The sequence below is a fragment of the Thermoanaerobacterium sp. CMT5567-10 genome, assembly GCF_030534315.2.
In the GTDB taxonomy this organism is placed as follows: domain Bacteria; phylum Bacillota; class Thermoanaerobacteria; order Thermoanaerobacterales; family Thermoanaerobacteraceae; genus Thermoanaerobacterium.
This window is the reverse complement of the sequence record NZ_CP130558.2, coordinates 512,975-534,842: the sequence shown is the minus strand read 5'-3', so window position 1 is coordinate 534,842 and position 21,868 is coordinate 512,975. Positions and strand designations below refer to the sequence as shown.

General features: G+C 33.9%; 19 protein-coding genes. 15 read left to right on the top strand and 4 right to left on the bottom strand.

Annotated elements, in window-relative coordinates; genetic code table 11:
* The first annotated feature begins 74 nt into the window (after positions 1 to 74).
* The 3 genes from Q2T46_RS02885 (at position 75) to Q2T46_RS02875 (ending at position 5,247) form a co-directional block, all read left to right on the top strand.
* Entirely contained in the window at positions 75 to 1,007 is a 933-nt protein-coding gene (locus Q2T46_RS02885; protein ID WP_303265824.1) for a sugar ABC transporter permease, read from the top strand.
* A gap of 38 nt (positions 1,008 to 1,045) precedes the next feature.
* On the top strand, positions 1,046 to 1,951 hold the full coding sequence (locus tag Q2T46_RS02880) for a carbohydrate ABC transporter permease (protein WP_303264343.1): 906 nt from the start codon (positions 1,046 to 1,048) through the stop codon (positions 1,949 to 1,951).
* 62 nt (positions 1,952 to 2,013) lie between these two features.
* A complete protein-coding gene (locus Q2T46_RS02875; protein WP_303264344.1) occupies positions 2,014 to 5,247 on the top strand; it encodes an endo-1,4-beta-xylanase in 3,234 nt (1,077 codons plus the stop codon).
* Positions 5,248 to 5,297: 50 nt separating this feature from the next.
* On the opposite strand, the gene Q2T46_RS02870 is transcribed toward Q2T46_RS02875, so the two are convergent.
* The gene (locus tag Q2T46_RS02870; protein WP_303264345.1) at positions 5,298 to 6,539 is read right to left on the bottom strand and encodes an endo-1,4-beta-xylanase; all 1,242 of its coding nucleotides are present in this window, start codon (positions 6,537 to 6,539) and stop codon (positions 5,298 to 5,300) included.
* Positions 6,540 to 6,805: 266 nt separating this feature from the next.
* Between Q2T46_RS02870 and Q2T46_RS02865 the strand changes: the two genes are divergently transcribed.
* The 6 genes from Q2T46_RS02865 to Q2T46_RS02840 all read left to right on the top strand — a co-directional run bounded on the left by Q2T46_RS02865 (position 6,806) and on the right by Q2T46_RS02840 (position 13,198).
* The gene (locus tag Q2T46_RS02865) at positions 6,806 to 8,128 is read left to right on the top strand and encodes an extracellular solute-binding protein (protein WP_303264346.1); all 1,323 of its coding nucleotides are present in this window, start codon (positions 6,806 to 6,808) and stop codon (positions 8,126 to 8,128) included.
* 228 nt (positions 8,129 to 8,356) lie between these two features.
* Positions 8,357 to 9,673, top strand: coding sequence for an extracellular solute-binding protein (locus Q2T46_RS02860; RefSeq protein WP_303264347.1), 1,317 nt, complete (start codon positions 8,357 to 8,359; stop codon positions 9,671 to 9,673).
* Positions 9,674 to 9,797: 124 nt separating this feature from the next.
* Positions 9,798 to 10,682: a carbohydrate ABC transporter permease gene (locus Q2T46_RS02855; RefSeq protein ID WP_303264348.1), complete on the top strand. Its 885-nt coding sequence runs from the start codon at positions 9,798 to 9,800 to the stop codon at positions 10,680 to 10,682.
* 14 nt (positions 10,683 to 10,696) lie between these two features.
* A complete protein-coding gene (locus tag Q2T46_RS02850; protein WP_311062314.1) occupies positions 10,697 to 11,557 on the top strand; it encodes a carbohydrate ABC transporter permease in 861 nt (286 codons plus the stop codon).
* 57 nt (positions 11,558 to 11,614) lie between these two features.
* Entirely contained in the window at positions 11,615 to 12,415 is an 801-nt protein-coding gene (locus Q2T46_RS02845) for a polysaccharide deacetylase family protein (protein WP_303264350.1), read from the top strand.
* A gap of 114 nt (positions 12,416 to 12,529) precedes the next feature.
* Positions 12,530 to 13,198: a copper amine oxidase N-terminal domain-containing protein gene (locus Q2T46_RS02840; RefSeq protein ID WP_303264351.1), complete on the top strand. Its 669-nt coding sequence runs from the start codon at positions 12,530 to 12,532 to the stop codon at positions 13,196 to 13,198.
* A 90-nt stretch (positions 13,199 to 13,288) separates the two neighbouring features.
* Here Q2T46_RS02840 and Q2T46_RS02835 read toward each other — a convergent pair whose 3' ends face one another.
* Positions 13,289 to 14,056: an SDR family NAD(P)-dependent oxidoreductase gene (locus Q2T46_RS02835; protein WP_303264352.1), complete on the bottom strand. Its 768-nt coding sequence runs from the start codon at positions 14,054 to 14,056 to the stop codon at positions 13,289 to 13,291.
* Positions 14,057 to 14,342: 286 nt separating this feature from the next.
* Here Q2T46_RS02835 and Q2T46_RS02830 point away from each other — a divergent pair, with 286 nt between their 5' ends.
* Complete coding sequence (locus tag Q2T46_RS02830) at positions 14,343 to 14,480, top strand: hypothetical protein (RefSeq protein WP_303264353.1); 138 nt, start codon at positions 14,343 to 14,345, stop codon at positions 14,478 to 14,480.
* Between the two features lie 59 nt (positions 14,481 to 14,539).
* Here the strand turns inward: Q2T46_RS02830 and Q2T46_RS02825 are convergent, their stop codons facing one another.
* Complete coding sequence (locus Q2T46_RS02825; RefSeq protein WP_303264354.1) at positions 14,540 to 14,719, bottom strand: hypothetical protein; 180 nt, start codon at positions 14,717 to 14,719, stop codon at positions 14,540 to 14,542.
* Complete coding sequence (locus tag Q2T46_RS02820; RefSeq protein WP_303264355.1) at positions 14,709 to 14,954, bottom strand: CopG family transcriptional regulator; 246 nt, start codon at positions 14,952 to 14,954, stop codon at positions 14,709 to 14,711. Before Q2T46_RS02820 ends, Q2T46_RS02825 begins: the two co-directional genes overlap by 11 nt.
* Positions 14,955 to 15,154: 200 nt before the next feature.
* Here Q2T46_RS02820 and Q2T46_RS02815 point away from each other — a divergent pair, with 200 nt between their 5' ends.
* The 5 genes from Q2T46_RS02815 (at position 15,155) to Q2T46_RS02795 (ending at position 21,852) form a co-directional block, all read left to right on the top strand.
* A complete protein-coding gene (locus tag Q2T46_RS02815) occupies positions 15,155 to 15,757 on the top strand; it encodes a TetR/AcrR family transcriptional regulator (protein ID WP_303264356.1) in 603 nt (200 codons plus the stop codon).
* Between the two features lie 154 nt (positions 15,758 to 15,911).
* Positions 15,912 to 16,616 carry an ABC transporter ATP-binding protein gene (locus Q2T46_RS02810; RefSeq protein ID WP_303264357.1) on the top strand — a complete coding sequence of 235 codons (705 nt, stop codon included), beginning with the start codon at positions 15,912 to 15,914 and terminating at the stop codon, positions 16,614 to 16,616.
* A complete protein-coding gene (locus tag Q2T46_RS02805; protein WP_303264358.1) occupies positions 16,617 to 19,868 on the top strand; it encodes an FtsX-like permease family protein in 3,252 nt (1,083 codons plus the stop codon).
* 135 nt (positions 19,869 to 20,003) lie between these two features.
* Entirely contained in the window at positions 20,004 to 20,354 is a 351-nt protein-coding gene (locus Q2T46_RS02800) for a phenylpyruvate tautomerase MIF-related protein (RefSeq protein WP_094043121.1), read from the top strand.
* Positions 20,355 to 20,367: 13 nt separating this feature from the next.
* Positions 20,368 to 21,852: a TIGR02677 family protein gene (locus Q2T46_RS02795; RefSeq protein WP_303264359.1), complete on the top strand. Its 1,485-nt coding sequence runs from the start codon at positions 20,368 to 20,370 to the stop codon at positions 21,850 to 21,852.
* Positions 21,853 to 21,868: the final 16 nt, after the last annotated feature.

Genomic DNA, 21,868 nt, shown 5'->3' with positions numbered 1-21,868 from the left:
ATATTTTAATTTTTTTTGGAGGATTGATTATGACTGTTATAAACGCAAGTGCAGAAACTTTATCCAGAGAAAAAATGATAAAAGATAGAAAAGATAGAAGGAAAAAATTTTTTAAAAAATTGAGCCAACAAAAAGAATTGGTTTTGATAGTTTTGCCATTTCTAATATTGTTGCTGATATTTAGTTATGTTCCGCTATGGGGCTGGATAATAGCATTTAAAAATTTTAATCCTGCATTGGGAATTAGCAATTCTCCATGGGTTGGATTGGAAAACTTCAAAATGCTTTTTGAAGATCCAACTTTTTATCAGTCAATTAGGAATACATTAGGAATTAGCATTTTAAAATATTTTTTAGGATTTTTTTCCTCTATAACGTTGGCAGTTTTAATTAATGAAGTTAGAAATATGAAGTTTAAAAAGACGGTACAGACCATTTCATATTTACCACATTTTGTTTCGTGGGTTGTTGCAGCTAGTATTGTTCTTGATGTTTTATCACCAGATGGAGCGATAAATCAACTGCTTTTAAAATTTCACACTATAAAGCAGTCGATTAATTTCATAGGAGTACCTCATCTTTTCTGGCCGTTAATGGCACTTTCCGATATGTGGAAAGAAGTGGGCTGGAATTCAATTATTTATCTGGCGGCAATGACTGCTATAGATAATGAGTTGTATGAGGCAGCAAGTATTGATGGGGCCGGTAGGATAAGAAAAATTTTTTCTATAACTCTGCCGTCAATAGTGCCAACTATAAAAATACTTTTAATATTAAATGCAGGCTGGATATTAAATGCTGGTTTTGAACAAGTTTTTCTATTATCAAATCCAATGGTTATAGATTATTCACAGACATTGGAATTGTATGTATACAATTATGGTATACCGATGGGGAGATTTTCGTTTGCGACAGCAGCCGGTGTATTTAATTCTGTTGTTTCATTAGCGATGGTTACACTAGCAAATAGAATATCAAAAGCACTTAGTGGTGAAAGTGCATTTTAATTCTAATTTAAATTTACAAATTCTCAGGGGGTTATAAAGTGGCTAAAAATAAGAGAAGAAGGTTGACCACAGAAGATATAGTATTTGATACAATTAATTATATTATTCTTACAATTGTAATAATAGTTACGCTGTATCCATTTATACACGTACTAGCGGTTTCTTTTAATGATGCTATAGATACAGTGAGAGGTGGAATATATTTATTTCCAAGAAAATTTACGACTTTTAATTATGTTTCAATTTTGAGCGATCCGGAAATTTACAATGCGACAATAATTTCGGCATTGAGAGCAATTATAGGTTCAGTATTAAATGTAATTGCTAGTATAATAGTTGCTTATGCCATAAGCAGAAGGGATTTTGTGTTAAGAGGTATAGTTTCAAAAATATTTACTTATTCTATGTATTTTACAAGTGGTTTAATTCCATATTACCTGTTAATCAGAGACTTACATCTTATGAACAATTTCTTAGTTTACATATTGCCAGGGATAGTAAGTGCGTGGAATATAATGGTTGTGAGAAGCTATATTGATGGTTTGCCTGCCAGCCTAATTGAATCAGCTAAATTAGATGGAGCTAGCGAACTGAGGATAATATTTTCAATTATATTTCCACTTAGTGTGCCAGTATTAGCGACGATAACGCTTTTTGTAGCTGTAGGACAGTGGAATTCATGGTTTGATACAATGCTTTTTTGTTCAACAAATCCAAATTTAAGCACATTACAGTATGAATTGCAGAAAGTTTTGCAGTCGACTCAGCAGTTTACACAACAAGCATCTTTTGATATGGGGTTGAAAAGCAATACTAACTCAGTAACTCCTGAAAGCATAAGAGCTGCGATGACAATAGTAGCAGTAGTTCCAATTATGATGGTATATCCGTTTTTGCAAAAGTACTTTGTAAAGGGTTTAACCATTGGCAGCGTGAAGGGTTAGAATTTGTTATTTGAATAGCAGTTTAAATTTTAATATTAATTTAATTACCGGGAGGTAAAAAAATGAGCTTAAAAATAAATAAAATTGTATCATTTATTACAGTTTTTATAATGATTTTAGGGACGTCAATGTATATGCCACATGTAAAAGTGTTTGCGGACAGCACCAGCACTAATTTAGTTTCCAATGGAACTTTTGAAAATGGAAATACTTCTGGATGGGCTGGAACAGGTTCATCTGTCGTTAAGGCAGTATATGGTGATGCTCATAGCGGAGATTATAGCTTATTGACGACAGGGAGAACAGCAAATTGGAATGGTCCTAGTTATGATTTGACTGGCAAAATAGTTCCCGGACAGCAATATAATGTTGATTTTTGGGTGAAATTTATTGATGGTAATGATACAGAGCAAATTAAGGCTACTGTTAAAGCGACTTCTGACAAAGACAATTATATACAAGTTAATGATTTTGCAGATGTAAGTAAAGGTGAATGGACAGAAATAAAAGGCAGTTTTACTCTTCCTATTGCAGATTACAGTGCAATAAGTATCTATGTTGAGTCACCAAATCCAACAGTGGATTTTTACATTGATGATTTTTCTGTAATAGGTGAAATTTCAAATAATCAAATTACAATACAAAATGATATTCCGGATTTATATTCAGTATTTAAAGATTATTTCCCAATCGGTGTTGCGGTTGATCCAAGTAGATTAAATGATACTGATCCGCATGCTCAATTGACGGCTAAACATTTTAATATGTTTGTTGCAGAAAACGCCATGAAACCGGAAAGTTTACAGCCTACAGAGGGAAACTTTACTTTTGATAATGCTGATAAGATTGTTGATTATGTAATAGCACATAATATGAAGATGAGAGGTCATACTTTACTTTGGCATAATCAGGTTCCGGATTGGTTTTTCCAGGACCCATCTGATCCGTCTAAACCAGCTTCAAGAGATTTACTGCTTGAAAGATTAAAAACACACATAACAACTGTGTTAGACCATTTTAAAACAAAATATGGTTCTCAAAATCCAATAATCGGATGGGATGTTGTAAATGAGGTTCTTGATGATAATGGCAATTTAAGAAATTCTAAGTGGTTACAAATTATAGGACCTGATTATATAGAAAAAGCTTTTGAATATGCACATGAAGCAGATCCATCTATGAAATTGTTTATTAATGATTACAACATCGAAAATAATGGTGTTAAAACTCAAGCTATGTATGACTTAGTGAAAAAATTAAAGAGTGAAGGTGTGCCAATAGATGGAATAGGCATGCAAATGCACATAAATATAAATTCTAATATAGACAATATAAAAGCTTCTATAGAAAAACTTGCATCATTAGGTGTGGAAATACAGGTAACTGAATTAGATATGAATATGAATGGTGATGTATCTAACGAAGCATTGCTTAAGCAAGCGAGATTGTATAAACAATTATTTGACTTGTTTAAAGCAGAAAAACAATATATAACTGCTGTAGTTTTTTGGGGAGTTTCAGATGATGTAAGTTGGCTTAGTAAGCCAAATGCTCCGTTACTTTTTGATTCAAAGTTGCAGGCAAAGCCGGCGTATTGGGCAATTGTAGATACAAGTAAAGCTATACCCGATATTCAATCTGCAAAAGCTTTAGAAGGATCACCGACGATTGGTGCAAATATTGATAGTTTTTGGAAACTTGTAAAACCATTGTATGCAAATACTTATGTGAAAGGGATTGTTGGTGCAACTGCTACTGTTAAGTTTATGTGGGATACTAAAAACTTGTATTTGTTAGTACAAGTTTCAGACAATACTCCATCTAATAATGATGGTATAGAGATTTTTGTAGACAAGAATGATAACAAATCTACTTCTTATGAAACTGATGATGAACATTATACAATTAAGAGGGATGGTACAGGGAGTTCAAATATTACAAAATATGTAACATCTAATAATTATGGATATGTAGTTCAGCTAGCCATTCCAATTGAAGATATTAATCCTGCACTTAATGATAAAATTGGATTTGATATTAGAATAAATGATGATGAAGGCAGTGGTAATATAGATGCAATAACAGTTTGGAATGATTATACCAACAGTCAAGATACTAATACATCGTATTTTGGTGATATTGTATTGTCAAAATCTGCACAAATCGCAACAGCTATATATGGTACTCCTGTTATTGATGGTAAAGTAGATGATATTTGGAATAATGTTGAAGCTATTTCAACAAATACATGGGTTTTGGGTTCAAATGGTGCTACCGCGACAGCAAAGACGATGTGGGACGATAAATATCTATATGTTTTGGCTGATGTTACAGATTCAAATCTGAATAAATCCAGTGTCAATCCATATGAACAAGATTCTGTAGAAGTTTTTGTAGATCAAAATAATGACAAGACAACTTATTATGAGAATGATGACGGCCAATATAGAGTCAACTATGACAATGAGCAAAGTTTCGGAGGAAGCACTAATTCAAATGGATTTAAGTCGGCTACTAGTCTTACACAGAGTGGATATATTGTAGAAGAAGCCATTCCTTGGACGAGTATTATTCCGTCAAATGGTACTATCATAGGGTTTGACTTGCAAGTTAATGATGCAGATGAAAATGGTAATAGAATAGGTATTGTCACATGGTGCGATCCAAGCGGAAATTCATGGCAAGATACTTCTGGCTTTGGAAACTTGATGCTTACAAGCAAGTCATCTGGTACCTTGAAAAAAGGTGTGACATTTGATGACATAAAAGATAGCTGGGCAAAAGACGTGATAGAAGTATTAGCATCAAGGCACATAATAGAAGGGATGACAGACACTCAGTATGAACCTAATAAGACGGTAACAAGAGCGGAATTCACAGCAATGATACTGAGGCTTTTAAACATAAAAGAAGAGCCATACAGCGGAGAATTTAGCGATGTAAAGAGTGGAGATTGGTATGCAAATGCAATAGAAGCAGCATATAAAGCAAGAATAATAGAAGGAGACGGAAAAAACATGAGGCCCAATGACAGCATAACGAGAGAAGAGATGACAGCCATAGCCATGAGAGCATACGAGATGCTGACACAGTACAAAGAAGAAAGCATAAGTGCTACAGCATTTAGCGACGACAAATCCATAAGCGACTGGGCAAGAAATGTAGTAGCAAATGCAGCAAAATTAGGAATAGTAAATGGGGAGCCCAACAACGTGTTTGCGCCTAAAGGTATAGCTACGAGAGCAGAAGCAGCTGCTATCATATACGGTTTACTAGAGAAAACAAATAATCTGTAAGTAAAAAGACAGAGGGAATTTACTCCTTCTGTCTTTTACTTTGTGTTGACTTAGACTGTGATTTCTATTAATGTGCTGTTTTTATCGAGGTTAAAGTGTAATTTTATATTGTCAATAACTAACTCGTATTCGCCTAGGAAACCTGTAAATTCAAATTCGCCTGTATTGCTTGTGACAAGACGCGTAGGATGTGTCCACCATTCATCTTTTATAAGCTTTTTTAATCCGTAATATGATGGTTTGCATGAATTGTCACGGCGTAAAAGACCTGCAGGTGCACCAAGCCATGCGTTTTCATCGCAGAAATTCCACCATGTGATTGATTCTACCATTGGATGTGAAAAGAGAGATTTATAATGCTTTATAACTTCCATTGCTTGTCGTTCTTCACCATCAGGTGTTGAGGGCCAATCGCTTATCTGGTAGTCATTTAAGTCTTCTATTTCGGGTGGCATCAAATGCCCTGATAATAATGTGTTTTCTGTAAAATGCAATGGAATATTGAAATGCGAAAATCTTTCAAGTACTTCTAAAGTCTTTTCGACGCCCCAATATCCTTGATGCATGTGCGATTGAATTCCTATGGCATCAATAGGGATTCCAGCTTCAATGCATCCTTCTATGAGTATTTCGTATGAAATTGATGTATTAAAGTCATTTATAAGTAAAACTGCATCAGGATTAGCCTTTTTTGCTTCATTAAAAACTTCTTTTACGAGGCGAATGCGCCCTAATTCTTTGCATATCCTGGTTATTCCATTGTCATACTTATCAAAAATAGGCATGATGACGACTTCATTTATTACATCCCATATATCGACTAATCCTTTAAAATCGCTTACTTCACGCTTTATGCGATTTAGCTGTGCTTTTAAAATTTCTTCATTGCTCATATTTAAAAGCCAAGGTGCAGTTACGGTATGCCAGCAGAGGGGATGTCCTTTTACAAGACAGCCTTTTGATACAAGCCACTCTGAGGCTTTTTTAAGTCTTTTTGTATCTGGTTTGTCTTTTTCAGGTTCAAACCTACCCCAATAAAAGGGAATTGTAGCATAATTAAATATGTCAAGAAATTTTTCAAAGCGCTCTTCGATTTTTGCTTTATCGTTTTCTTTTAATTCGTTATTAGCAAGTGGAAGAGAATCAAATGCCCCACACCCAAATAAAAATTTATGCTTCACCTGAGATACAGTAACTTCCGTGTCTTTAATAGGTGAACCGTCTTTTTTAGTAAGCCTTATTTTGATTTTTCCTTTGCGGTGTTTTAACTCATCCGCAGTATCTGCGCTCATTATAATCCCTCCAATGATATGTAATTATTTATAAGTAAAATTTACTCTCATATTTTGACCAAGTCAATAAAATATGCATGTAAGATTAGCACAATTTAAAGTCGTTTTTTATGTCATATTAGACAATGGTTTTGTGTATGATGCATTTAAAAAAGTAAAAATATCTAAGATTGTAGTAAAAAATTTATATTCATTCTAATTATATGGTATTTTATCATATTATTGTAAACAATTTGGTTTTAAAATAATAGAAGGGATGTGGAGGCATGAAGCTGTTTAAAAAAATCATGTTGATCTTTCTATCAATAATGTTGATAATCAGTACATCAGCATGTGGCACTGGCTCAAATAACTCAAGTAATTCTAACGCTTCTAAATCTTCGAAGTCTTCTAGTACAAACGAAAAGATAACGCTTACATTTTGGAATATATTTACTAGCGATCCGCAAAAAACGATAGTCAAAAATATAGTAGACAAATGGAACCAAGAAAATCCAAATGTTCAGATAGAGCAAAGCATTACTGAGAATGATGCATATAAGACAAAGATAAAAACAGCAATAGCAGCAAACGAAGCGCCTGATATTATTTATGCGTGGGGTGGTGGATTTTCAAAACCATTTGTAGATGCAGGGAAAATACTAGCTTTAGATGATTATTTAAACGATGGAACAAAAGATAAGATGCTGTCTGGAGCACTTAATAATATTACGTATAATGGAAAGGTTTACGGACTGACATTTGCACAGCAAGCCAGTGTGCTTTACATAAACAAAGAGCTTTTTGACAAGTACAATGTAAAGATACCTACAACATTTAGCGAGTTGATTGATGCAATAAAGACATTTAAAGCAAATGGAATTACGCCATTTGCCTTGGGTGAAAAAGACGAATGGCCTGGAATGTGGTACTATGATATGATAGCGCTCCGTGAGGCCGGTGCACAGCTTTCTAGAGATGCATTAAACGGAAAAGCTTCTTTTGAAGATCAGGCATTTATAAATGCTGCCGAGAAGCTACAGGAAATGGTTGATGCTGGAGCATTTGATCAAGGTGTTATGGGCCTAACAAGAGATGAGGCTACAGCAGAATTTAATCAAGGTAAAGCTGCTATGTACTTCGGAGGAAATTTTGATGCAGCTTCTTTTGAAGTAGATTCTTCATTAGTTAAGGGTAAAGTAGAAGCTGTAAGATTTCCGACGATCGAGGGAGGTAAGGGAGATCCGACTGAATACATTGGTGGAGGCAGTGATGTGTTGCTTGTAAATGCCAATAGTAAGTATAAAGATGAGGCTGTAAAGGCTGCGAAATATCTGGCTGAAAATATGTCTCTTGAGTTTTACAAAGTTGGCGCCGCCTTGCCTACATGGAAGTATGACAGCGTAGATCAATCAAAAGTTGATCCTTTAGAGATACAGATAATGAATAACATTGTGGCAAATTCAAAAGATAGTGTTCTTGCGTGGGACTTATATCTTGAGGGTGACCAGGCTCAGACACATAAAGATTTAGTTGCTCAATTGTTTGCAAAACAGATTACACCACAAGATTATGCAAAGCAGATGCAAGAAAAAATCAATGGGAAATAATGCTGAAATGGGATTTATTCTGATGTGTTTTGATGTAAAATTGCAAAGCTACTGAACTGGTGGCTTTGCGGTTTGCTATTATTAATTTTTTATTAAGAATTTCGTTAATTAGTAAAGATATTAAAGATTGTGGTAAAAAAATTGTATTCATTATGTTTGCATAATGTTTTATTATATAAGCGTAAGTTGTAAACATTACAATAAACATTAGAGAAAGGATGCGGAACAATGAAAAGATTTAAAAAGGTTATGCTAGTTGTATTATCTTTATTGCTGATTCTTAGCGCATCAGCATGTGGTACTAGCTCAAACAATTCAAATGCTTCAAATTCAGCGAAGTCATCTGGTTCATCCGGAAAGATAACGCTTACTTATTGGAATATCTTCACTGGTGAACCGGCAAAGACAAAAGTCAAAGAGATTATTGATCAGTGGAATAAAGAAAATCCAAATGTGCAGATTGTTGAAAGCGTTACTGAAAACGATGCTTACAAAACAAAGATTAAGACTGCAATTGCTGCAAATGAAGCACCTGATATATTTCAGACATGGGCTGGAGGATTTTCACAGCCATTCGTTGAAGCTGGTAAAGTTCTTCAATTAGACAGCTACTTAAATGACGGTACAAAAGATCAGATGCTGCCAGGAGCACTAGATAATGTTACGTACGATGGAAAAATATATGGCATTACTTATGATCAGCAGGCAAGTGTATTATACGTAAATAAAGAACTTTTTGATAAATATAATGTTAAGATACCTACAACATTTAGTGAATTGATTGATGCAATAAAGACTTTTAAATCAAAAGGAATAACTCCATTTGCACTCGGTGAAAAAGATGAATGGCCGGGCATGTGGTACTACGATATGTTAGCACTTCGTGAAGGCGGTGTGCAACTTACTAGAGATGCATTAAATGGCAAGACATCATTTGACAATCAAGCTTTTGTAGACGCTGCAAAGAGACTTCAAGAGATGGTTGATGCAGGTGCATTTGATCCAGGATTTATGGGACTTACAAGAGATGAAGCTACAGCAGAATTTAACCAAGGAAAAGCTGCCATGTATTTTGGAGGTAACTTTGATGCGGCAGCATTTGACTCAGATCCATCGTCACTTGTAAAAGGAAAGATAGAAGCTGTCAGATTTCCAAGTATAGAAGGCGGCAAAGGTGATCCTACTGAGTACATTGGCGGTGGTGCTGGTGCATTAATGGTTAGTGTAAATTCAAAGCACAAAGATGAAGCTGTTAAGGCGGCGAAATATCTTGCAAAGCATTTGTCTGATATGGAGTATCTGATTGGTGCTGGGTTGCCTATGTTTAAATACGATAATGTAGATCAATCACAAGTTTCACAACTTCAAATACAAATAATGAATAACATTGTTGCAAATGCGAAAGGTAATGTTCCTGCATGGGATCTATATTTAATGGGTGATGATGCTCAGACACATAAGGATTTAGTTGCTCAATTGTTTGCAAAACAAATTACACCACAAGATTATGCAAAACAAATGCAACAGAAGATAAATGGTAAGTAATATTATTTGATAAATTTCCTGCTAATTATTTGATAATTAGCAGGAAATTATTTAACGGCCAACAAAGATAACTACTATTGATAGTGTATATGCGTTTCTACTATTTCTGTTAGGAGGTTTTTCTATGGAAAAAATTTTGAGCGATAAGAAAGCGATATTTCTTTTCGTCTTTCCTGCATTTTTAGTTTTTTTGGTTATTGTATTGCTTCCGATATTTTTTTCTTTTTATTACAGTTTATTAAAGTGGGACGGTTTTAGCAAAGGAGTTTTTATTGGACTGCAGAATTATAAAAATTTATTTATTAATAACACAGACGGGTTTATTGTTTCTGTCAAAAATTCGTTTATATTGGCAATTCTTTCTGTGTTTATTCAGCTGCCTATTTCTCTTTTACTTGCTTTGATATTATCCAGAGGAATTAAAGGTGAGAAATTCTACAGAACTGTGTATTTTATACCTGTTATATTGTCGACAGTTGTTATAGGTCAGCTTTGGATGAAGATATACAATCCTAACTATGGACTATTAAATTTCATACTGACTAAAATTGGCTTACAATCTCTTACAAATCAGTGGCTTGGAAATACAAAAACAGCACTTGCCGCGGTATTTGTTCCGATTTTGTGGCAGTACATTGGCTATCACATGCTATTAATGTATGCGTCTGCAAAATCGATACCTACGGACATATACGAAGCTGCTAAAATCGACGGAGCAACAGAATCGCAGATCGCATTCAGGATAACAATACCTCTTATGAAACCTATATTGAAAGTTTGCGTCATATTTGCTGTTATAGGTTCTTTTAAGGCATTTGATTTAATCTATGTTTTGACAAATGGTGGACCATTACATGCCAGCGAAGTGCCGTCAACATTGATGTACAACATGATATTCTTTAGATATCAATATGGTTATGGTAGTGCAATGGCTATATTTATCATCTTAGAATCTTTAATTGGAACAATCATTATACAAAAATTATTCGGAAAAGATGAAGCATATTAAAGGCGGTGTTAAAATTGGAAAATATAGCAAATAAGAATAATAAAAGAGGTATGAAAAAAATTGGATTTTATTTGTTGGAGGCTATGCTTGTTATTTGGGCAATAATACAGCTATATCCTTTATTTTGGCTATTTTTATTCTCTGTAAAAAATAATACTGAGATTTTCGGTGGAAATATTCTTGGATTTCCTCGAATTTGGCAATGGTCAAACTATTCTGAGGCACTATCCAGTGGTAATGTAGGCAGGTATTTTATAAATAGTTCCATAGTCACAGTTTTAACTATTGTAATATCGAGTATTTTGGTGGCAACAAGTGCATATGCGATTGTCAGGATGAAATGGAAGTACAGCAAGTTGGTTTTGACAATATTTTTGATGGGCATGATGGTGCCGATACATGCCACACTGCTTCCGTTATTTATAATTTTAAAGAATTTAAATCTGCTTAATACGTACGCATCGCTGGTAATCCCATATGTCGCATTCGCTATACCTATGGGAATATTTATATTGACAGGCTTCCTTTATACTATACCACGAGAATTAGAGGAATCGGCATTTCTAGATGGATGTAGCATATACAAGTCGTTTTATTACATTATATTGCCGCTTATAAGGCCGGCATTAGCGACAATAGCGATTTTCACCTATTTGTCGACGTGGAATGAGCTTATGTTTGCAAATACTTTTATAAATAATGATGCTATAAAAACATTGACAGTTGGTATCATGTCTCTGTCAGGACAATATCAAACTGAATGGGGACCAATTGGTGCTGGGCTTGTAATTGCTACGATTCCTACAATTTTAATATATGTTTTGCTTAGCGAACAAGTGCAAAAGAGCCTTGTAGTAGGAGCTGTAAAGGGGTAAAATAATAAAAGGTAATTTATTCTTAATCATTAAAAATTTTAAAAGGAGATAATAGAAGTGAAGATAAGCTTTAATTATTATCCTGATGGAAAGAAAAAAGCCTTGACTATGAGTTATGATGACGGACAGGTGTTTGATAGAAGATTGGTTGAGATTTTTAATAAATACGGCATAAAAGGAACATTCAATTTGAATTCAGGTAAGTTTGATACAGAACCTTATGTATCTAGAGAAGAAATAAAAGAATTGTATAAAGGACATGAAGTAGCAGTCCATTCGCTAGATCATCCTTATTTGACGTTGATACCTTCAGAAGAACTGGTGTATCAGATAATAGAAGATAGGAGAAACCTTGAATCACTTGTAGGCTATCAGGTACGAGGCATGGCATATCCATATGGGGACTACAACGATATAGTGTTAAATAGTCTTACATCATTTGGTATAGAGTATTCCAGAACTGTTAGGTCGACTAAAAGCTTTAGAATACCTAATAATTTTTTAGAATGGCATCCAACTTGCCATCATGATCAAGATGTAATACAGAAGCTAAAGGAATTTAAGAACCTAAAAGAATGGGAGCAGATGCCTTTATTCTACGTTTGGGGACATAGCTTCGAGTTTGATAGAAATGGCAATTGGGATCTGATAGAAGAATTTTGCAAAATGGCATCCTTCGATGAAACCGTGTGGTACGCTACAAATATTGAAATAGAAGATTATATAAATGCACTTAAAAGCTTAAAGTTTAGTGTTGATCGCAGCATAGTATATAATCCATCGGCAATACCTGTATGGATCGGAGTAGATCATGAGCCGGTAAAGATAGAACCTGGTGAGAAAATTTATCTAAAATAGCAAGTATATATAAAATCATCCACGATTGTGTTGTTGAAAGAAAACAACCAGTGGATGATTTTTTATAAAGAAAAATACGTTTTAGTCGATATATAACATTGAGGAGGTGATAGCGTGAAGAAGATAGTGGCTTTTGCACTTTCAATTGTACTTGTTATCAGTTCGATATCGCTTGTAATAGCAAAGCCAAGAGAAAATAATCGAAAGACTACAAAGTCAGTTAAGGTAGTTAGCCAAAGAAACGAAAACGGACAGATTGAATCAGAGGATAGAGTTACTGAGGTAAAGTATACAAAGTTTGCCGGAAAGATGAAGGCGAATGGCAAAGAAATTAAATTTGATGTCCCTCCGGTCATTAAAAGCGGTACAACATTAATTCCGGTGCGGGCTGTAGTTGAGAGTCTAGGTGCAAACGTAAATTGGGATGCTGCATCAAATACTGTTACAATAACAAAGGGAGACAAAACTATTGTATTTGACTTAAATAACTCAAAAGTATACGTAGATGGTACCGAAGTAACTCTAAGTATGCCGGCAATGGAAATTAGCAATAGGACATTTGTTCCGTTAAGGTTTATCGCCGAAAGCTTAGGAGTAAAAATAAATTACGATAACAATACAGGAAACATAGACATTGAAGATGACAATACGCAAAACAGCACTGTATCGCAAGATGTCTATGGACAAACAGATGAGACAGTTTCACAGGAAGTCTATGGCTCTAATGATACAGATAATACAGACAACACAGTTGTAAACAGTGTATATGATGAACAGGATTAGATTTAATAATATATAAAAAGATACTCAGATTTGAGTATCTTTTTATAGCATCTTTTTTTTATTTTTTTATTTTGAATTTTTGAGTATTATTTATGCAGTCATCCCGCCTACTACTTCTAAAGCAATTCCTGTGATGAAAGAAGCTTTTTCTGAAGCTAAAAATAATACTGCTTCAGATACATCTTTAGGCTCACTATAGCGACCTAGAGGAACTGATTTAGTTAAAAATTCTTTAGCAGCTTGTGAATCTTCTGGATTAAATTCTTTCTCTAAAGATCTCATCATGCGTGTATTAACTAATGCAGGGCATACAGCATTGACGCGTATTCCAAGACCTGCATATTCTACTGCAGCTGTTTTTGTGAGAGCTATGACGGCAGCTTTTGATGCATTATAAGCACTTGTATTAGGCATACCCTTTAAACCTGCAATAGAAGACGTATTTATAATTGAGCCGAATCGTTGCTCTTTCATGACACGCAACACGTATTTTAATCCGTAAAAGACACCTTTTATGTTTACATCAATGATTAAATCAAGTGAATCCGAAGGATAATCTGTTATTGGTGCAACTTTTCCTTCTACACCTGCATTGTTAAAAAACACATCAATCTTTCCAAAATGATCTTTTGCTTTTTTTACATATTGTTGAACTTGCTCTTCTTTGCTTACATCTGCACATATTAGAAGGTAATTTTCTTTTTGTAAATTCAGATCTTGTGCTGCTTTTTCGAGAGCATCCATGTTTAAATCAACTAAAGCTAATTTAGCTCCCTCTGCAGCAAATGATTTAGCAGTTTCTTTGCCTATTCCACCAGCAGCTCCTGTAATCAATACAACTTTATCTTGAAAAGTCATTAGTAAATTCTCTCCTTTTGAAATTAATTTGTAAAATCAATACTATACAATTTTTTCTAATTTGTCAATAGATGTTTAGTGTTATGGTAAAGATAATCAATACATTTAAAACTGTTTACTTGAAAAAATATACTAATTGAACTATTATATATGTAAAAATTAATTTAATAACTTCAAAGGAGTGTTAAATATGGAGGAAGTAATTAGCTTTTTAAAAGCAAATCCTGTTTTATGCCTTGCGTCGATATGACGTGACAGCAAGCCTAAGGTTCGCCCATTTCAATTTATGCTTGAGAAAGATGGAAAGTTGTATTTTTGCACGTCAAATAAAAAGAAAGTTTATGATGAGATTAAATTAAATCCTTATATTGAACTGACTTATTTGGATCGCATCAAGTATATCCTCGACATTCGGTATATCTAGTTTCCAAAGTCCGAGATCTGAGATAATTTGTGACGCTTGCGAAGAAGATAATGGCCTTTTCACCTTTTTTGTAATAGTTTCTCATAAAACTGAATTTGAGTGCTCAGACAGCCATTTCTCGTATTCCACAAATCTTTTAATAATTTTTTAGCAATTTCATGTTTTCTGCCGGCAGATATGTCGTGGGCACAGACCCAAATATTCATATCAACAAATTGCAAACCAATATTATCTTTCATATAAATCCTCTCTATTCCATGTTGTTTTACCTTCTGTGCCTAGATCAATGTTATTTTCTAATATGTCAATATGGTGCAATCTTGCTTTTTCATACAAATTCTCTTTTTTAACTATTTCTTCTAATGTCTTAGTTAGAAGACCAGATACAGATGTTTGTTTATTTATAGCTATATGCTTTATCTTCTGCAATAAATCTTTAAGTAATGATAATTTAATGTTTTGCGTCTTGTTCAATGATATCACCTCCACGTAATTTAATATAGCACATGTTTATGTGTATATTAATGCATTCATTTATCAATGGTTATTTAAAAATACTTAGATTTAAAATAGTTTTTAGCATTATACAGATTCTATTGTGTTTTATATATTATTGAAGACAATTTTGCATTATGGTACTATAATTTTAGATCTAAAAGAAAGAGTGAAGATTGATGAATAGTGAATCATTAGAGACAAAAGAAAAGATACTTAATGCAACAATTGATATAGTAGGGATGAAAGGCGAGGCTACTATTAGGGAAATTACTGAAAAGGCAGGTGTGAATGTAGCATCCATAAACTATTACTTTGGAAATAAAAATAATTTGCTAAAGGAAGTGGAAAATTACTATGCCGAGAAACTTCTAAAAACTGGATATGATATTTTAAGGGATGACAATCTAAAATCTAAAGACAAACTTTTTAAATGGGCTTTAAATTTGATAGAGTACATGTATAAATACCCTGCATTGATTGCCATCATAGTTAAATTAACAAATGACGACAAGAGCTATAATCCGGTAATGATAAAAAAGATATATTTTAATGATGAAATACGTGAAATGATAGAGGATATAATAAAGGATATAACAAAAATAGAAGATAATAGAATCTTAAATTTTAAATATCTACAACTTTTTTCAGGTATTTTAGGTACCGTTATAAACCATGTCGTTGTAAGCATATATGGCGATAAAAAAAGCATTTTGAATTTAGGAGATCCGGAGGAACTAAGGCAGTACATAAGGCTTTTGATAGACAGCATTTTAAAATAAATAAACATTCTGTGATTTTTCTTGTCTTTTAGCATAAGATAATTAAAAGATTATTATGTCGATTATGTTGACTCATTGACTTTAATATGCTAAACTTAAAACAAATATTTTAAACAATTGTTTAATTACACTTTATAAATGGAGATAGATATAGATGGGAAGCTTTGTAGAAGTAAAGAATATTTCTAAAAGATATAAAATGGGTGAAATCACTATTACTGCAGTTTCAGGGGTAAGCTTCAATATAGAAAAAGGTGAGTTTACCGTAATAGTAGGTGAAAGCGGTGCTGGCAAGACGACAATTTTAAATATGCTTGGTGGAATGGATACCTGCGATGAAGGCCAAATAATTGTGGATGGAAATGAGATCAGCAAATACAACCAAAGACAACTGACAACATATCGTAGAAAAGATATAGGGTTTGTATTTCAGTTTTATAATCTTGTTCCAAACCTTACGGCTTTGGAAAATGTAGAACTAGCAACGGATATCTGTGATAATCCTATGGACCCCGTAGAGGTGCTTAAAGATGTAGGGCTTTCTGAAAGGATTAACAATTTTCCTTCGCAATTGTCAGGTGGCGAACAGCAGAGAGTCGCCATAGCCAGAGCACTGGCAAAGAATCCTAAATTGTTATTATGTGATGAACCAACAGGGGCTCTAGATTATAAGACTGGAAGGGCAATTTTAAAGTTACTGCACGAGACGTGCAGGAGATTAGGAATGACAGTCATAATAATAACCCATAATAAGGCTATAACTCCAATGGCAGATAAGGTTATAAGCCTTAAAAATGGCAGTGTTGAAAATATAGTTGTCAACGATTCTCCAGTCCCTATAGAAAGGATAGAATGGTAAATGGGAAAATCTCTATTAAAAGATATATTTAAAGAAATTGCCAATACAAAAAAGAGATTTTTATCTTTGTTCTTTATTGTTTTGATGGGCGTTGGAGTTTTCGGTGGAATAAAAGCAGCAAGCCGAGATATGAAACTCACCGCTGACAAATACGCTGATGACTACAATCTTTTTGATGTGCAAGTTATCTCAACAATGGGGCTGACAAAAGGCGATGCAGAAAGTATAAGCAAGGTAAAGGGTGTTGCGGCTGTCAATCCTTTTTATACAGTTGATGCAGTTGTAGATAAAAACAATAAGGGCTTTGTCATCAAAGTCATAAGTATAGATCCTTCAAAAATAAAGAATGATAAAAATTTTGTAAATAAACCTAAGCTTCTAGAAGGCAGATTTCCTGAAAACAATTCTGAGTGTGTGGTGGAGACAAAATTTCTAAAAGATCTTGGCTTTTCTATAGATGATACTGTAACTATAAATTTGGATTCTCAAAATCAAGACAATATAAAAAGCAAAAAGTTTAAAATAGTTGGAGTTGTTGAAACGCCTTATTACATCTCAAGAGACAGAGGTTCCAGCAATGTCGGAAATGGGCAGATACAGGCTTTTATGATGGTACCTCAATCTGACTTTTCTATGGATGCATATACAGAGATAGATGTGCTGGTAAATGGCGCAAAAAATTTTTCTACTTTTTCTGATAAATATTATAATTTTATACGTCCAGTAAAAGATGATTTAACAAAATTAGGAGAAACAAGAAGCGAAATTAGATATGAAGAAATTAAAAATAAAGCCCAGAAGGAAATAGACGACGCTAAGAAAGAGCTTGAAGACAAAGAAGCTAAGTACAACAAGGAATTGGCTGATGCTAGAGCAAAGCTGGATGAAACAAGTGCTATGCTTTCCAATTCAAAAATAGAACTAGATAAAAAACAAGCCAGTTTTAATGAGCAAATGGCTTTAAATCAGAAAAAAATTGATGATGGAAAAAGGCAGATCGCAGAGACACAGGCGAGTATATCACAGAATGAAATAGATTTAAATAATGCAGAAGCTGAGATTCAGGCAAAAGAAAAAGAATTAAATTATGATGAAAACATAAAGAAATTAAATTCGACATACGATGAACTTAATAGCTCGCTAAATCAATTGAATTCTGAGATAAACAATAATCCATCTTTAAAAGATCAGCTAAAACCAAAGGTAGATGAATTAAATGCACAAATCGCCAGTGTATCAAAACAAATAGATACACTTAATGCAAACAAACAGGCATTAGATGAGAATATGGCGCAGTTAAATGAAAAGAGGTCACAGCTTGAAAGTGCCAAAGCGCAATTAGCTGCGTCAAAGGATAATATAGCAAAACAAGAAGCCGCACTTAATAAAGCTAAGATCGATGGTCAAAGACAGCTTGACAGTGCAAGGGAACAATTAAATAATGCTTTAAAAGAATTAAGCGATAATGAGAAGAAGTATCAGGACAACAAAGTTGAATTTGACAAGCAGATAAGTGATGCTAAAGAAAAAATAGCATCTTCTAAAGAGAAACTTAAGGGTTTAAAAAAGCCTAGCTGGTATGTTTTAGATAGAAAATCAAATATAGGCTATGTAGAGTATGGAGATGAAGCAGATAGAATAAAGGCGCTTGGAAATGTATTTCCGACCATATTCTTCCTTGTTGCAGCACTGGTAAGCTTAACATCGATGACTAGGATGGTAGAAGAGCAGCGTACACAGATGGGCATATTGAAAGCATTAGGATACGGCAAGTTTGCCATAATGTCGAAATTTTTAATATATTCATCAGTTGCAACAATCTTGGGTGGTCTTGCAGGACTTATCTTAGGCTTTAATATACTGCCAAGAATAATATTTAATGCGTACAGCATGATGTACACATTGCCTCCGGTCATAACAGAATTTAATATCTATTATGCAGTTGTGGGAATTGTTGCTGCATTGATATCTACTACAGCCGTAACTGTTTTGGTGTGCCTTAGCGACTTGAGAGAGACTCCTGCTTCATTGATGAGACTGAAATCACCTATGGCAGGGAAGAGAGTTTTGCTGGAAAAAGTAAATTTTATTTGGTCACGACTTGATTTTATGCAGAAGGTAACTGCTAGAAACATATTTAGGTATAAGAAAAGATTTTTCATGACTGTAATTGGCATAGGCGGTTGTACTGCACTGCTGCTTACTGGTTTTGGAATTAGAGATTCCATAAATATCATTGTGGATAAACAATTTAACGAGATTTTTAAATATCAGATGGTTACGACTTTTAAGAGTGATGCTTCTTCAAAGGACATAAAAGAGCTTTCTGCAACTATTAATAATGACAAAGATATAAAAGAAAGCATCATGCTTAATCAATCCAGCGTAGATGTTACAAAAGGTAAAGTTAAAAAAAGCGCATTTCTAGTCGTTACAGGTGATAAGGAAAAATTTAAAGATTTTATAGTCCTGAGGAGCAGAACTACTGGTGATAAAATATCATTGACAGACGATGGAGTTGTCATAACTGAAAAGCTTGCAAATATGCTTGGAGTGAGGAGTGGCGATTATATCTACTTAAACACCGATGATGGCAGGAAAGCAAAAGCGAAAGTGATCGGCATAGCAGAAAATTATTTGCAGCATTATATTTATATGAGTTCTTCTTTGTACGAAAAGCTATTTGATAAGAAAATAGCATCAAATGAGATATTGTCGAAGATTACTAGCAGTTCAAATTCAATAGAAGATAAGCTGTCTCAAAGAATATTGAAATCGCCGGCGGTAATGACCGTTAATTTTATATCATCTGTTAAAAAGACACTTCAAGACGTTGTAAATAACTTGCTGTCGGTTGTGCTGGTTTTGATTGTATCTGCAGGAACACTTGCTTTTGTGGTCCTTTATAATCTGACTAATATAAATATAACAGAGAGAATAAGAGAACTTGCTACTATGAAAGTGCTGGGATTTTACGATGATGAAGTTTCTATGTACGTAATGAGAGAAAGTTTCATACTTACTGTCATCGGAATTTTACTGGGATTTGTGATGGGAATTTTCCTTCACAGATATCTTATGACGACGGTAGAAGTAGAGATTCTCATGTTTGGGCGCAATATTGAACCGATGAGCTTCTTGTATTCTGCACTTATCACAATTGGATTTTCTATTCTTGTAAGTATTGTAGTGCACTTCCAGCTTAAAAAAGTCGATATGGTGCAATCATTAAAAAGTCCGGAGATTGATTAATGTATGGTATTGTGCTATCATCTTATGAAGATTTCACTGATAGCACAATATTTTCTATTTTTATTGATGAATTCTATACATTAATTTATAATGTTAATAAGTTATTAAATCTTTATAATCAAAGGAGTGTATTTTATGCCGATAATCAATTCAATAACAAAGGAAAAATTAAGCGACAACGTAAAAAATGCTATAAAGACAGAATTTGCATCCATGATGATGGATGTGGCTGGCAAAAGCGAAAATTGGCTCATGGTAAGATTTACAGAAGGCGATGATTTGTATTTCCACGGAGAGCCTTTAGATAAAGGTGCAATCGTAGAGATACAGTTAATAGGAAAACTGACTAGAGAACAAAAGGAAAAGATTTCAGCAAGAATCTGCGATATTTTTGAAAATAATTTAAAATATCCTAAGGACAATGTATACATAGTCATTCAAGAATTTGCTGGTGAAAATTGGGGATACAATGGCAGCACATTTTAAAAGGTGAAAAATTATGTCTGATAAAATAAATTTTAATGTTATAAAGCCTATTGATGAGGCAAGATATCTTACTGCTGAAAATGCATCAAGGTATCGCCTCATCATGCGATATTTTTACCAGAACTATGAGCGGCTTAGATACTGGTTATCTAAAGAGGATGTATATAATTATGTAAAGGGTTTTGATTTGTTTTACGATTATACGCTGGAAAAGTGTGAGCAGGATTTAAAGTCGCTGACTGAGTGGAAAAACTTAATAGCTGAGCAGGACACTGGAAGAGCACAATCTGCAGAAGAATTTAAAAACAAGAAATTTAGATACATGCTTAGCGAGTATTCTATAGAGATAGAAAGAATGACAATTAATCTAGAAAAAATAAAAGGATATGGTGGTTCCCTAGAACCATCTTTATTCCAGAGATTGTATGAAAACTTAAAGAAAATTGATGACATATCTAAAAGCGATGACTTAGAAGCTGTACACCGGTGGTGGAAAGATTTCACTTCTGATTTTGAAAATATTTATCACAGTGCTATAGACTACATTGCTAGTTTGCAAAGCTCAAATGCAGATGAACTTATGAAAACTGATGCTTTCTTAATATATAAAGACAAACTTACTGAGTATTTAAGAGGATATATAAAGGATTTACAGAGGTTCTCTCAGGTTATCGTATCGCTTTTAAATAAGATTGACAAAAAGTCATTAGATGGTATCGTAGAGAAATTGCTGCTTTATGAGGAGAATATACCAAGGCTGGATAGGGATTTTGATATTAATGACGTCAAAGAAAATATATTAAGCAAGTGGGAGAACATAGTATTTTGGTTTAGAGGAAATGGCGATGAAGATAGTGAAGCATATAGGCTTCTTGAGATATCAAATGAGATAATAAGAAAGATTACAATGTATGCAGCTAGAATTTCTGAAAACAGGTTAAGGACTGCCAGCAGAAAAAATGAATATATAAAGCTTTCAAAGATATTTGCAAACATCGATGACATAGGCTATGCTCATAAGCTTTCATCAGTCGTGTTTGGAGTTTTTCACACGAGGCATTTATACGGTGATTTTGACAAAAGGACTGAAAGCATAAATGAAAGCGTGTGGGATGATGTGCTATGTAAATTTTTGATAAGGCCAAAGACGAGAAGCTATACACAATCAACAAAGACAAATGCTGTAATAGATAGGACAGAATATAAAGAGATGTGTAAAAAACAGTACATTGAAGAAAGATACAGTGAGATTGAGGAAATATCAAAATATATAATTGACGGCAAGATCGTGCTGAGAGAGTTGCCAATAATTAAGCCTTTTATAAGGACAACCCTTTTAAGTTGGATAAGCAAATCCTTAAGTCAGCCTAAAAATATAGCTAAATCAGAAGATGGCAGGACATACAAAGTCAGTATTTCAAGAAATAAGGTAATAACTTTAAATTGTACAGACGGGGTCCTTGAAATGCCTGATGTAACGATAGAGTTTTTAGATTGATACGGTGGTGTTTTTA